10 protein-coding genes are annotated in these 12,898 nt (G+C 70.0%); 1 reads left to right on the top strand and 9 read right to left on the bottom strand.

All coding sequences use genetic code 11. From position 1 onward, the window contains the following. Positions 1-127: 127 nt before the first annotated feature. From purU to QSK25_RS04850, 5 genes are read right to left on the bottom strand one after another with little or no spacing between them, the layout of a single operon-like run. The gene (purU, locus tag QSK25_RS04870; protein WP_285633526.1) at positions 128-970 is read right to left on the bottom strand and encodes a formyltetrahydrofolate deformylase; all 843 of its coding nucleotides are present in this window, start codon (positions 968-970) and stop codon (positions 128-130) included. Beyond that, a complete protein-coding gene (locus QSK25_RS04865) occupies positions 970-1,545 on the bottom strand; it encodes a sarcosine oxidase subunit gamma (protein WP_285633525.1) in 576 nt (191 codons plus the stop codon). Before QSK25_RS04865 ends, purU begins: the two co-directional genes overlap by 1 nt. Further along, entirely contained in the window at positions 1,535-4,351 is a 2,817-nt protein-coding gene (locus QSK25_RS04860) for a 2Fe-2S iron-sulfur cluster-binding protein (protein WP_285633524.1), read from the bottom strand. Before QSK25_RS04860 ends, QSK25_RS04865 begins: the two co-directional genes overlap by 11 nt. Then, positions 4,348-4,629, bottom strand: coding sequence for a sarcosine oxidase subunit delta (locus tag QSK25_RS04855; protein ID WP_285633522.1), 282 nt, complete (start codon positions 4,627-4,629; stop codon positions 4,348-4,350). The genes QSK25_RS04860 and QSK25_RS04855 overlap by 4 nt, the downstream gene beginning before the upstream one ends. A 10-nt stretch (positions 4,630-4,639) precedes the next feature. Next, entirely contained in the window at positions 4,640-5,869 is a 1,230-nt protein-coding gene (locus tag QSK25_RS04850) for a sarcosine oxidase subunit beta family protein (RefSeq protein ID WP_285633521.1), read from the bottom strand. A gap of 68 nt (positions 5,870-5,937) precedes the next feature. Here QSK25_RS04850 and QSK25_RS04845 point away from each other — a divergent pair, with 68 nt between their 5' ends. Further along, positions 5,938-6,594 carry a GntR family transcriptional regulator gene (locus QSK25_RS04845; protein ID WP_285633518.1) on the top strand — a complete coding sequence of 219 codons (657 nt, stop codon included), beginning with the start codon at positions 5,938-5,940 and terminating at the stop codon, positions 6,592-6,594. On the opposite strand, the gene QSK25_RS04840 is transcribed toward QSK25_RS04845, so the two are convergent. The 4 genes from QSK25_RS04840 to QSK25_RS04825 are packed head-to-tail and all read right to left on the bottom strand — an operon-like array spanning position 6,547 to position 12,801. Further along, positions 6,547-8,142, bottom strand: coding sequence for a BCCT family transporter (locus QSK25_RS04840; protein WP_285633514.1), 1,596 nt, complete (start codon positions 8,140-8,142; stop codon positions 6,547-6,549). The genes QSK25_RS04845 and QSK25_RS04840 overlap by 48 nt on opposite strands. Positions 8,143-8,156: 14 nt before the next feature. After that, positions 8,157-9,287 carry an aromatic ring-hydroxylating oxygenase subunit alpha gene (locus QSK25_RS04835; RefSeq protein WP_285633511.1) on the bottom strand — a complete coding sequence of 377 codons (1,131 nt, stop codon included), beginning with the start codon at positions 9,285-9,287 and terminating at the stop codon, positions 8,157-8,159. Further along, entirely contained in the window at positions 9,284-11,731 is a 2,448-nt protein-coding gene (locus tag QSK25_RS04830; protein WP_285633508.1) for a GcvT family protein, read from the bottom strand. Before QSK25_RS04830 ends, QSK25_RS04835 begins: the two co-directional genes overlap by 4 nt. Then, a complete protein-coding gene (locus QSK25_RS04825; protein ID WP_502881807.1) occupies positions 11,728-12,801 on the bottom strand; it encodes an S-(hydroxymethyl)mycothiol dehydrogenase in 1,074 nt (357 codons plus the stop codon). Before QSK25_RS04825 ends, QSK25_RS04830 begins: the two co-directional genes overlap by 4 nt. Between the last annotated feature and the right edge of the window lie 97 nt (positions 12,802-12,898).

Below are 12,898 nucleotides of genomic sequence, written 5' to 3'. Positions count from 1 at the left end.
TCCTGTCCGCGGCCGCGCCGCTTCGCGAGCGCGTTTCACGTTGCCGGAGTGCACGCGGGGACCGCACGCGAGGGCCCCGCGTGCGGCAGGAAACGTGAGGCTGGCTCGGGTGGGTGTGGGTAGGCGCTCAGCGGAACACCACCGTGCCGTTGCCGTTGAGCAGCACGCGGTGTTCGCAGTGCCACCGCACGGCCCGGGACAGCGCCAGCGCCTCGGCGTCCCGGCCGGCGGCGGTGAGGGCGCGCGGGTCGTAGGAGTGGTCGACCCGCAGCACCTCCTGCTCGATGATCGGGCCCTCGTCGAGGTCCGGGGTGACGTAGTGGGCCGTCGCGCCCACGTACTTCACGCCCCGGTCGTAGGCCTGGTGGTAGGGCTTCGCGCCCTTGAAGCCCGGCAGGAACGAGTGGTGGATGTTGATCACGCGGCCGGCCAGCTTCGCGCACAGGTCGTTCGACAGCACCTGCATGTAGCGGGCCAGCACGACCAGGTCGGCCTGGTACTGCTCGACCAGTTCGACCAGGCGCTGCTCGGCGGCCTGCTTGGTGTCGGCGGTGTTCGGCACGTGCACGAAGTCGAGCCCGGCCGCCTCCGCCATCGGGCGCAGGTCCTGGTGGTTCGAGACGACGGCCGCGATCTCGCCGCCGAGGCTGCCCGCGCGCCAGCGGAACAGCAGGTCGTTCAGGCAGTGCCCGGCTTTCGAGACCATGACGAGGACGCGCGGCGGTCGTTCGTCGTGCAGTGCGAAGTCCATCTCGAACTGGGTGGCGACGGCGGCGAACTCACCGGCCAGAGAGTCGCGGTCCGTGCCGGCGCACGAGAACGCGGTGCGCAGGAACAGCTTGCCGCGCACGTCGTCGTCGAACTGCTGGTGCTGCACGATGTCGCAGCCGTGGTCGACCAGGAACGACGTCACGGCATGCACGATGCCCGCCCGCTCGGGGCAGTGCAGGGTGAGGACGAACTGGGGCATCACGGCACCGCCAGGTATTCGGTGGCCGCGTCGGCGAGCCACGCGGCGAAGTACTCGGCGAACGACGAGCGCACCAGGATCGTGTAGCCGTCGTCGTTCACCTGCAGGACGATCCCCGTCCGGGCGAGCAGCGTCTGCACGCAAGTGCCGCGGGGAGCCGAAGCCGGGTGCAGGTCCACGGAACATCCGTGAGCCAGCACGTCTCGCGCGCGCGGCCCTTGAAGGACCACGGTCGTGCGTTGAGCCGAAGTGTCCACAACGGACCCTCGGACGTCCTGGAGCGCGCCACGCAACACCTCCTCGATCGTGACCTGCAGGTCGGGTGAGGCCGTGACCAGGAACTCGTCCGGGCCGAGCCAGAGCACCTCGACGGCACCGAACTCTCCGGTGCCCGCGCTGAAAGTGCAAGGGACAGCAGGGAACCTCACCCCGAGCGCGTCGCCCATCGCCGCGATGGCGTCCGGGTCGGACACCCGGACGGTGAGCTGCGAGCGGAACGGCACCTCGGTGACGTCCAGCGCGGGAGCGAGTGCCGCCAGCCGGTCGGTCCAGGCGGCGAGGGGACTAACCGTCACGACGGGCTCCTTCCTTGTCGTACAGCACGGATTCGGTGACGGTGACCGGCACGAGCGCGTCCTCGACGGGCACGTACAGGGTCTCGCCGATGCGGTCGTGGCCGGAGCGCACCAGCGCGAGCGCGAACGTGCGGCCCAGCGCCGCGCTCGGGTAGCTCGACGTGACGTGGCCGAGCATCCGCACGGGCGGTTCGGGCAGCCGGTCGGTCTCGACGATCTGCGACCCCTCCGGCAGTAGCACCGCGGGGTCGACGGGCAGGAGCCCGACCAGCTGCTTGCGGTCCGAGCGGTTGTTCTCGGCGCGGGCGAACGAGCGCTTGCCGATGAAGTCCGGCTTCTTCTTCGACACCGCCCACGACATGCCGAGGTCCTGCGGCGTCACCGTCGCGTCGGTCTCCTGGCCGATGATCGGGTAGCCCTTCTCGGCGCGCAGCACGTGCATGGTCTCGGTGCCGTACGGCGTGATGCCGTAGGGCTTCCCGGCCTCCATCAACGCCTTCCACACCGTCAAGCCGTGCCAGCCGGTCACGTTGATCTCGTACGCGAGCTCACCGGAGAAGCTGATCCGGCACACCCGCGCCGGCACGCCCGCGACCGTGGTGTCGTGCCAGGTCATGAACTCAAACGCCTCGTTGGACACGTCGAGGTCCGGCGCCACGGCCGCCAGCACGTCGCGGGACCTGGGGCCCACCAACGGGATCGTGGCCCAGTGCTCGGTGACCGAGGTGCAGTGCACGTCGAGGTGCGGCCACTCCGTCTGCAGCCACTCCTCCATCCAGTCGAGGATCTTGGCGGCGTTGCCGGTGGTCGTGGTCACGAGGTAGCGCTCCTCGCCGACCCGGATCACCGTGCCGTCGTCGATCACCATGCCGTCCACGCCGCACATGACGCCGTACCGGATCTTGCCGACCTTCAACGTGCTCATCAGGTTGGTGTAGAGCATGTCCAGGAACTTCCCGGCGTCCTGGCCCTGCACATCGATCTTGCCGAGCGTGGAGCCGTCCATCAGGCCGACGCTCTCCCGTGTCGCCCTGCACTCGCGCAGCACGGCCGTGTGCAGGTCCTCGCCCGGCTGCGGGTAGTACCAGGGCCGCTTCCACTGCCCGACGTTCTCGAACAACGCGCCGTGCTCGACGTGCCACGGGTGGATCGAGGTGACGCGCACCGGGTCGTGCAACTCGCCGCGGTCCCGCCCGGCCAGCGCCGCGAACGACACCGAGGTGTACGGCGGCCGGAACGTCGTGGGCCGCTGCTCACCCAACTCCACGCCGAGCGCTTCGGCGACGATGCCGGCGGCGATCATGCCGGACGTCTTGCCCTGGTCGTGGGCGGTGCCGATGGTCGTGTACCGCTTGATGTGCTCCAGCGACCGCAGTCCGGCGCCGGTCGCCCGCAGCACGTCCGCGACGGTGGAGTCCCGTTGCAGGTCGACGAAGCTCGTGTCGTCGGAGCCCGGCACGCGCCACAGGACCAGGCCGGAACGGGCGGTGCAGCGGGAGTCGGAGGCGGGCAGCGGGACCTGGCCGCCAGGGGTGAAGCCGGCGGCCCGGGCGGCTCCGGCACCGGCGTCGCGGCCCTGGCGGGTGCACGCGGTGAGGTCGAGCTCGCCGGTCGCGGACCCGGCGACGCGGACGGTGGGCAACTCCTCGCCGGGGACGAAAGCACCCAGCTCGGAGTCGTAGCGCAGCGCGCCTCTGGCCTGGCTGAACAGGCTGACGACCGGGTTCCAGCCGCCGGAGACGAGCAGGGTGTCGCAGGCGATCCGCTGGTCCCCGACCAGCACCGCCTCGACACGAGACGATCCCTCCGTGCCGGTGACGAACTGCCCGGCGCGGACCTCGATGCCCCGCGCCGCGCACTCCGTCGACAGCCGCGCCGGTGCCTCCGCCCGTGCGTCCACGATCAGCGCGATGTCCACACCGGACTCCGCGAGGTCGATCGCCGCGCAGTAGGCCGAGTCGTTGGTCGTGAACACCACCGCCCGCGAGCCCGGCAGCACCCCGTAGCGGTGCAGGAACGTCCGCGCCGACGACGCCAGCATGATCCCGGGCCGGTCGTTGTCCGCGAACACCACCGGCCGCTCGTGGGCGCCGGTGGCCAGCACGGTCTGCCGCGTCCTGATCCGCCAGACCCGGTGCCGCGCCACCGCGGCAGGCGCCGCGAAGCCGAGGTGGTCGGTCCGCTTCTGCAACGCCAGCACGAACCCGTCCTGGTACATGCCGAACGCCGTGGTCCGCTCCAGCACCAGCACGCCGGGCGTCGACTTCAGCTCCGCCACCACGTCCGCGACCCACTCGGCGGACGGCCGGTCGTCCAGGTACTCGTCCACGCCCAGCAGCGCGCCACCGGCCTGGTTCTGCTCGTCCACCAGCACCACGCGGGCACCGGCACGGGCGGCCGTCAACGCCGCCACCAGGCCGGCGGGCCCGGCGCCGACCACGAGCACGTCGCAGTGCTCGTGCTTGGCGTCGTAGCGGGCCGGGTCGGGCTCAGCCGAAAGCCTTCCCTGGCCGGACAACCCGCGCGCCACCAGGCCGTCGTACAGCTCGACGGTCGTGGCGAGCAGCATGGGTTCGGAGAACGGCGCCTCGACCTGGACCAGCGAGGTCGGGTCCTCGGAGCCCGCCGCCACGACGCCGCGCGGCCGGCCGAGCTTCACGCTGGTGCCGATCGAGTGCACGCCGTTCGCCAGCAACGCGGACGCCAGGGTGTCACCGGGGTGGCCGGTGTACTCGGTGCCGTTGAAGGTGAAGCGCAGCAACGTGTTCCGGTCGATCGAGCCGCCGGTCGGGGTGCGGTGGGTCATGCGGTCACCTCGGGCATCGGCTCGCCCACGCGGTAGACGGCCAGCAGGTCGTGGGTGCGGGTGTCGCGGACGGCGTTGAACCAGCGGCGGCAGCCGGCGCTGTGGCTCCAGCGCTCGGCGAACGGGCCGCTCGGGTTCTCCCGGAAGAACACGTACTGGGCCCACTCCTCGTCGCTCAGCGCCGACGGGTCCTCGGGGTAGGCGACGTGGGCCTGGCCGCCGTAGTGGAACTCGGCTTCCTCGCGCGGGCCGCACCACGGACACGGGATGAGTTGCATCGCAGGTCTCCTAGTGGGCCACGGCGGCGGCGCCGTGCTCGTCGACGAGAGCGCCGGAGGTGAAGCGCTCCAGGGTGAACGGCTCGTTGTACGGGTGCGGCTTGTCGTGGGCGATGGTGTGCGCGAAGCAGTCGCCGACACCGGGTGTGGCCTTGAAACCGCCGGTGCCCCAGCCGCAGTTCAGGTACAGGCCGCCGACAGGGGTCAGGCCCACGATCGGCGAGGCGTCCGGGCTGACGTCGACGATGCCCGCCCACGTCCGCAGCAGGTGCGCCCGCGCGAACACCGGGAAGAGTTCCAGGGCGGCGGCCATCTGCTCTTCGATGATGTGGAACGAACCCCGTTGCCCGTAGCCGTTGTAGCTGTCGATGCCCGCGCCCATCACCAGTTCGCCCTTGTGCGCCTGGGAGACGTAGACGTGCACGGCGTTGGACATCACGACCGTCGGGTGCACGGGCTCCAGCAGCTCGGACACCAGGGCCTGCAACGGGTGCGAGGCCAACGGCAACCGCAGCCCGACCATCTTCGCGAGCACCGAGCTGTGCCCGGCCGCGCACAACGCGACCTTGCCCGCCGAGATCCTGCCGCGACTGGTCTGCACGGCGGCGATCCGGCCGTCGACCGTCTCCAGCCCGGTGACCTCGCAGTTCTGGATCAGGTCGACACCCATCGCGTGCGCCGCCCGCGCGTAGCCCCACGCCACGTAGTCGTGCTTGGCGATGCCCGCGCGCGGCTGGTAGGTCGCACCGAGCACCGGGTAGCGGACGTCCGGCGAGGTGTTGACGATCGGGCAGATCTCCTTGACCCCGGCCGGGTCCACCCACTCCGCGTCGATGCCGTTGAGGCGGTTCGCGTTGACCCTGCGCACGCTGTCGCGCACGTCCTGCAGGCTGTGCGCGAGGTTCAGCACGCCGCGCTGGTCGAACAGGATCGGGTAGCCGAGGTCCTCCTCCAGGCCCTCCCACAGCTTCAGGGAGTGCTCGTAGATGCCGGAACTCTCGTCCCACAGGTAGTTCGACCGGATGATCGTGGTGTTGCGGGCCATGTTGCCGCCCGCGAGCCACCCCTTCTCGAGCACAGCGACGTTCGTGATGCCGTGCACCTTCGCGAGGTAGTACGCGGTGGCCAGGCCGTGCCCGCCTCCGCCGACGACCACGACGTCGTAGGACGCCTTCGGCTCCGGGTCGTCCCAGAGGAAGTCCGGGTGCTCGGGCAGGTGCGCTCCGGGCGGGCTGGTCATCGCGAGGCCTCCAGTGACACCATCTGGTCGACTCCTGATATATCAGTCTGTGCGTTACAGTAGGTCACATGAACGCACGGGTCAACGACGTTCCGGCGGCCATCTCGCTCACCGAGCAGGCGTACGTGGTGCTGCGAGATCGCCTGGTCATGCTGGAGATCAAGCCCGGCGAGCCCATCAACGAGGACAGGCTGCGCACCGAGCTCGGCGTCGGCCGCACCCCGATCCGCGAGGCGTTGAAGCGGCTCGAGCAGGAACGCCTCGTCGTCGCCTTCCCGCGCCGCGGCACGTTCGCCACCGACGTCAACATCTCCGACCTCTCCCACATCTCCGAGGTGCGCCGGACGCTGGAACCCCTCGCCGCCGCAGCCGCGGCCGAGCGCGCCACGACGCAGGACCGCGCCGCGCTCACGGACCTCCGCTCGCAGCTCGACACGACGCCGACGGGCGACAACACGGAGCTGTTGCGCGCCGACGTCGGCGTCCACCGCGCCATCTACGGGTGCGTGCACAACCCGTTCCTCGAGGACACCCTGATCTCCTACGACAACCTCGCCACCCGGATCTGGTGCGTCTTCCTGCCGCGACTGTCCGGAATGGCCGGTCACGTCGACGAACACGTACCCCTCCTGACGGCGATCATCGACGGGGACGCGAAGAAGGCGGGCGAGCTCGCCTCACAACACGTCGTCGGTTTCGAGCGCGCGATCCGGGCGTTGATCTGAGACGAGCGGATCGCTGCGCAGGTCCTTCACCAGCGCGACGCAGGCCACGACCATCACGAGCCCGAACGGCGCGGCGGCGATGATCGTGAGGTTCTGCAACCCGGTCAGCGCGGTCGCCCCTCCCCCGCCGACGAGCAGCATCACCGCGGCCACGCCACCGGTCGCGACGCCCCAGAACACCACCAGCCGGCGGTGAGGTTCGTCGGTGCCGCGCTGCGACAACGTGCCCATCACCAACGACGCGGCGTCCGCGCCGGAGACGAAGAAGATCGCCACCAGCACCATCACGACCACCCCGGCGACCGCGGCCAGCGGGAACTGGCCGAGCACGCCGAAGAGCTGCGACTCGGGGTTCGCCGCGCCCGCGAGGTCGGTGCCCCCGCGCTGCACCGAGATCGCGGTCCCGCCCATGATCGAGAACCAGACCAGGCTCACGACCGACGGCACGAGGATCACGCCCTTCACGAACTGCTTGATCGTGCGGCCGCGCGAGATCCGGGCGATGAACATGCCCACGAACGGCGTCCACGAGATCCACCACGCCCAGTAGAAGATCGTCCAGCCGGACAGCCACGTCTCCATGGCGTTCCCGCCGGTCCCGGCCGAGCGCGAGACCATCTCGCCCATGTCGCGGAAGTAGTCGCCGATCGCGGCCGGCACCAGGTTGAGGATCAGCACGGTCGGCCCGACGAGGAACACGAACACCGCCAGCACGGTCGCCAGCACCATGTTGATGTTCGACAACCACTGGATCCCCTTGGCCACGCCCGAACACGCCGACGCCACGAACGCCACCGTCAGCACCGCGATGATGCCGATCAGCACGCCCACGCCGGGGTTCTCGCGGACGAACCCACCGGCCTTCAGCCCGCTGCCGATCTGCAACGCGCCGAGCCCGAGCGACGCGGCCGAGCCGAACAGCGTCGCGAAGATCGCCAGCACGTCGATCACCCGGCCCAGCGGCTTCTCCGACACGTGGTCGCCGAACAGCGGAGCGAACACGGCGCTGATCAGCTGCTTGCGGCCGCGCCGGAACGTGCCGTAGGCGATGGCGAGCCCGACGACCGCGTAGATCGACCACGGGTGGATCGCCCAGTGGAAGAGCGAGGTCGCCATCGCGACGTCGATCGCCGCGTCCGTGCCGCCCTGCGCCGAGCCGGGCGGCGGTGTCACGTAGTGCGCCAACGGTTCCGCGACGCCGTAGAACATCAGCCCGATGCCCATGCCCGCGCTGAACATCATCGCGACCCACGAGATCGTGCGGAACTCCGGCCGTTCGCCGTCCTGGCCGAGCGGGATGCGGCCGTACTTGCTGAACGCGAGCCACAGGGCGAAGAGCACGAACCCCGTGGCCGCGGTCAGGAACGCCCAGCCGGTGTTGCGGATGACCCAGCCCAGCACCGCCGACGAGACGGTGCTGAGGCTGTTCGTGCCGATGATCCCCCACCCGAGGAACGCGGCGGCGACGACCGCCGAGACGGTGAAGACGACGCGGTCGGTGTGGGATCTGGTGGTGGGTAAGAACTCCGGTCCGGGTTTGACGGACATCGCGGTACCGCCTTCTAGTCGGTCCCCCTGATCAGCTTCTTCTGCACCCAGTCGTGGAACTCGCCGATGTGGTGCTCGGACGGCACGAGCACGCCGCCGTCGCGGTACGCACGCGACGACATGGCGGGCTGACACCGTTCGCACGCCTCGAAGTCCTGCTCGTTGACGCGGTGGAACAGCTCCACCGACCGTGAGACGTCCTTGCCGGTCGCGACGACGTCCTTGGCGTAGAGCCAGTCGCACTCGACGATCGTGCGGTCGGCGGCCAGCGGGAACATCCGGTGGATGATCACGTGGTCCGGCACCAGGTTGATGAACACCTGCGGCCGCACGGTGATCGCGTAGTACCGGCGTTCCTGGTCGGACGCGACGCCGGGCAGGTCGTCGAAGCCCTCGCTGCCGTCGATCGTGAAGCCCTTGATCTCCTCACCGAACACGGCACCGTGCCCGACGTAGTACTGCGCGGCGTACCCGTCGGCGAACTCGGGCAGCACCTCGGTGAGCTCCGGGTGGATCGTGGCGCAGTGGTAGCACTCCATGAAGTTCTCGATGATGAGCTTCCAGTTCGCCTTGACGTCGTAGGTGATCCGGCGCCCCAGGTCGAGTTCGCTGACCTGGTAGTTGCCGATCGCGTCGAGGTTGCCCAGGCGTTCGCGGACGTCGCGTTGCACGGTCTCCTCGAACGACGCGGGCTCCTCGGCGAGCGACACCCAGGCGTAGCCGAGCCATTCGCGCAGGTGCACGGTCTTGAGGCCGTACTCGACGCGGTCGACGTCCGGCATGGACGTGAGGTTCGGCGCGGCGACCAGCTTGCCGTCCAGGCCGTAGGTCCAGGCGTGGTACGGGCACTGGAAGTTGCGCTTGACCGTGCCGGACTCCTCGACGCACAGCTTGGCGCCGCGGTGCCGGCAGATGTTGAGGAACGCCCGCAGCGAGCCGTCGCGCGAGCGGGTGATCAGCACGCTCTCGCGGCCGACCTGGACGGTCCTGAAGTTGCCCGCGTCCGGTAGGTCGGCGCTCCTGACCGCGCAGAACCACATCTGTTCGAAGATGTTCTGCTGCTCCAGCTCGAAGATCGCCGGGTCGGTGTAGGTGTGGCCGGGCAGCGTCGGGATGAGGCTTCCGGGGAGCTCGGTCTGCGTCATGAACGGATCCGCTTCATCTCGGGGTCGAAGAGCGGTTCCGCCGCCACGACCGCTGGGACACGGGCACCGAAGTACTCGATCTCGACCTGCGTGCCCTCGACGGCCACCTCCGCGGGCAACCAGGCGTAGGCGATGTTCTTGCCGATCGAGTAGCCGCGAGCCGCGCTCGTGACGTACCCGGCCGGAACGCCCCCGGCGAAAACCGGCTCCGAGCCCATGACGACCTGGTGGTCGTCATGGATGAGCAGGCAGGTGAGTTTGCGCGTGACGGTTTCCTCGGACCTGCCTTCCAGCGCCTTGCGGCCGTGGAAGTAGCCCTTGTTCATCCGGACCGCGAACCCGAGCCCCGCCTCGAACGGATCGTGCTCGGTGGTCACGTCCGTGCCCCACGAGCGGTAGCCCTTCTCCAGCCGCATGCTGGTGAACGCGCTGCGGCCCGCCGCGATGACGCCGTGCCGCTGCCCGGCCTCCCACAGCGTGTCCCACAGCCGCGCGCCCATGTCCGCGGTCGTGTAGAGCTCCCAGCCGAGTTCGCCGACGTACGACAGCCGCATCGCGGTGACCGGCACCTCGCCGATGAACGCCTCCTGGGCCTTGAAGTACCCCATGGCGCTGTGCGAGAAGTCGGTCTTCGTCAACGGCTGCAACAGGTTGCGCGCCTCCGGCCCCCACAGGCCGATGCAGCACGTTCCCGGCGTGATGTCGGCGATGTGCACACCGCCGTTGGGCGGCAACCGCCGCCGCAGCCAGTCGAGGTCCAGCGGGCCGTTCGCGCCGACCTGGAACCGCTGCTCACCGAGCCGGGCGATGGTCAGGTCGCTGCGCACTCCCCCGTCCTCGTTGAGCAGCAACGTGTACACGACCGCACCCGGCTTGCGGTCGAGCTGGTTGGTGGTCATGGTCTGCAGGAACGGCAACGCCTCCGGCCCGCTGACCTCCAGCCGCTTGAGCGCCGTCATGTCGAACAGGGCGACCCGCTTGCGCGCCACCAGTGCCTCGGCACCGGCGATCGGCGACCAGAACCTCGACGCCCACTCGTTGCGTTCCGGGATCTCCGCGACCTCGGGCAGGGTCGCGTTGGCCTCGTACCAGTGCGGCCGCTCCCAGCCCGACGCCTCCAGGAACACCGCGCCGAGTTCCTTCTGCCGCTGGTAGAACGGGCTCGTGCGCAGCGGTCGCGGCTTCTCGGCCGGCTGCAACGGGTGCAGGATGTCGTAGACCTCGACGAACGCCCGGCAGCTGCGTTCGTGCACGTAACCGGGCGAGCGCTGGGCGAGTTCGAACCGGTTGAGGTCGCAGCCGTGCAGGTCGATCTTCGGCTGCCCGTCGACCAGCCACTCGGCCATCGCCTTGGCGACCCCGGCGGAGTGCGTGATCCACACGGCCTCGGCGACCCAGAACCCCTGCAGGCCGGGGTGTTCGCCGAGCAGCGGGTTGCCGTCGGGGGTGAACGAGAACAGGCCGTTGATGCCCTCCTCGACCTTCGAGTCGCCCAGTGCCGGCAGCAGGTCGACGGCCGCCTCCCAGGAGGTCTCGAAGTCCTCCGGGGTGAACGCGATCTCGGACGGCATGGTCGGCGCCACGTCGAAGTCGAGGATCTCGTCGGCGTCGATCGGCATGGGCCGGTGCCCGTAGGCGCCGATGCCGATGCGGTCGACGTGCTCGCGGAAGTACAGGTCCGCGTCCTGGTGGCGCAGCAACGGCGTCGACATCTCGGACAGCTCGGTGTTGACGCCCTTCAACGACGGCAGCGGCGCCGTCTTCGCGTACTGGTGCGCCATCGGCACCAGCGGAATGTCGAGGTCGACCATCCTGCCGATCCGCGGGCCCCACATGCCGACGCACGACACGACGACGTCGGCCGGGAAGGTGTCCTTCTCCGTGACGACGGCCTTGACGCGCCGGCCGGTGCGTTCGACGCCGATGACCTTCTGGTGCTGCAGGAACTTCGCTCCCCGGTCCATCGCCCTGCGCGCCTGGGCCTCGGCCGCCCTGAGCGGTTTCGCGAGGCCGTCGGACGGGATGTGGAAGCCGCCGAGGATCTTCGCCGGGTCGAGCAGCGGGTGCAGCCGCGCGCACTCCTCGGGGTCGCGCAGGAAGCTCTCGACGCCCCACGCCGTGGCCCACCCGTGCCGCCGCTTGACGTCCGTCCACCGCTCGGGCGTCGTCGCCACCTCGAGGCCGCCGAGCTGCTGGAAGCACCACTGGTCGTCGAGCGTCATCGCCGTGTACTTCTCGACGGTGTACTTGGCGAACGACGTCATCGTCCTGCACCCGGTGGTCTGGAAGACCAGCCCCGGCGCGTGCGAGCTGGACCCGCCCGTGGCGAACAGCGGTCCCTGCTCCAGCACGGTGACGTCGGTCCACCCGCGCGCGGTCAGTTCGTCGGCCAGCGCGCACCCCACGATGCCCGCGCCGATCAGCACCACTCTCGGCTGGGTCACAGGACCACCACCGAACGCAGCACGCGGCCGTGGTGCATGTCCTCGAACGCCTTCTCGACGTCCCCGAGCCCGATCGTCTCCGAGACGAACGCGCCGAGGTCGAGCCGCCCCTGCAGGTACAGGTCGATCAGCATCGGGAAGTCCCTGCTGGGCAGGCAGTCCCCGTACCAGGACGACTTCACCGCGCCGCCCCGGCTGAACACGTCGATCAACGGCAGTGCGAGCTTCATGTCCGGCGTCGGCACGCCGACCAGCACGGCGAGCCCGGCGTGGTCACGGGCGTAGAAGGCCTGCTCGAACGTCTCGGGCCGCCCGACCGCGTCGATCACGACGTCCGCGCCGTTGCCGTCGGTGAGCTCCCGGATGGCCTCGACGACGTCCTGTTCCGCGCCGTTGACCGTGTGCGTGGCCCCGAACTTCGTCGCCCACTCCAGCTTCGTCGGGTCGAGGTCGACGGCGATGATCGTGCGCGCACCCGCGAGCCGCGCCCCGGCGATCGCCGCGTCCCCGACACCGCCGCACCCGAGCACCGCGACGCTGTCCCCGCGCGTCACGCCACCGGTGTTGATCGCGGCCCCGATGCCCGCCATCACCCCGCACCCGAGCAACCCGGCGACCTCCGCCGGCGCCTTCGGGTTCACCTTCGTGCACTGTCCACTGTGCACCAGCGTCTTCTCCGCGAACGCCCCGATGCCCAGCGCGGGCGACAACGGCGTGCCGTCCCGCAACGTCATGGGCTGCGCCGCGTTGTGCGTGTTGAAGCAGTACTGCGGCCTGCCGCGCAGGCACGACCGGCAGGACCCGCACACCGCCCGCCAGTTGAGGACCACGAAGTCACCGGGTTCGAGGTCGGTCACCCCGTCCCCGACCGCCTCCACCACTCCGGCCGCCTCGTGCCCGAGCAGGAACGGGAACTCGTCGTTGATCCCGCCCTCCCGGTAGTGCAGATCGGTGTGGCAGACCCCGCAGGCCCGCACCTTCACCAGCGCCTCACCGGGTCCGGGATCCGGCACCAGGATCGTCTCGACCGACACCTTGGCCCCGCGCCCCGCCGCCACGACACCGTTCACCGCATGTACCACTTCGAATCGCTCCCGTCAGAGGTGGGGGTAGAGGGGGTTCTCGGCAGCCAGCACGGCAACCCGCGTTTGGAGGGCCTCCGCGTCG

The sequence above is a fragment of the Lentzea sp. NBRC 102530 genome, assembly GCF_030269365.1.
GTDB lineage: Bacteria > Actinomycetota > Actinomycetes > Mycobacteriales > Pseudonocardiaceae > Lentzea.
Note: the sequence above shows the minus strand (reverse complement) of the source record. Positions and strands in the feature narration are given on the sequence as shown.

Excerpts from the sequence above, each read along its gene's own strand:
- purU (WP_285633526.1), bottom strand. The coding sequence starts at position 970 with ATGCCCCAGTTCGTCCTCACCCTGCACTGCCCCGAGCGGGCGGGCATC.
- QSK25_RS04850 (WP_285633521.1), bottom strand. The coding sequence starts at position 5,869 with ATGACCAGCCCGCCCGGAGCGCACCTGCCCGAGCACCCGGACTTCCTC.
- QSK25_RS04860 (WP_285633524.1), bottom strand. The coding sequence starts at position 4,351 with ATGACCCACCGCACCCCGACCGGCGGCTCGATCGACCGGAACACGTTG.
- QSK25_RS04855 (WP_285633522.1), bottom strand. The coding sequence starts at position 4,629 with ATGCAACTCATCCCGTGTCCGTGGTGCGGCCCGCGCGAGGAAGCCGAG.
- QSK25_RS04840 (WP_285633514.1), bottom strand. The coding sequence starts at position 8,142 with ATGTCCGTCAAACCCGGACCGGAGTTCTTACCCACCACCAGATCCCAC.
- QSK25_RS04835 (WP_285633511.1), bottom strand. The coding sequence starts at position 9,287 with ATGACGCAGACCGAGCTCCCCGGAAGCCTCATCCCGACGCTGCCCGGC.
- QSK25_RS04845 (WP_285633518.1), top strand. The coding sequence starts at position 5,938 with ATGAACGCACGGGTCAACGACGTTCCGGCGGCCATCTCGCTCACCGAG.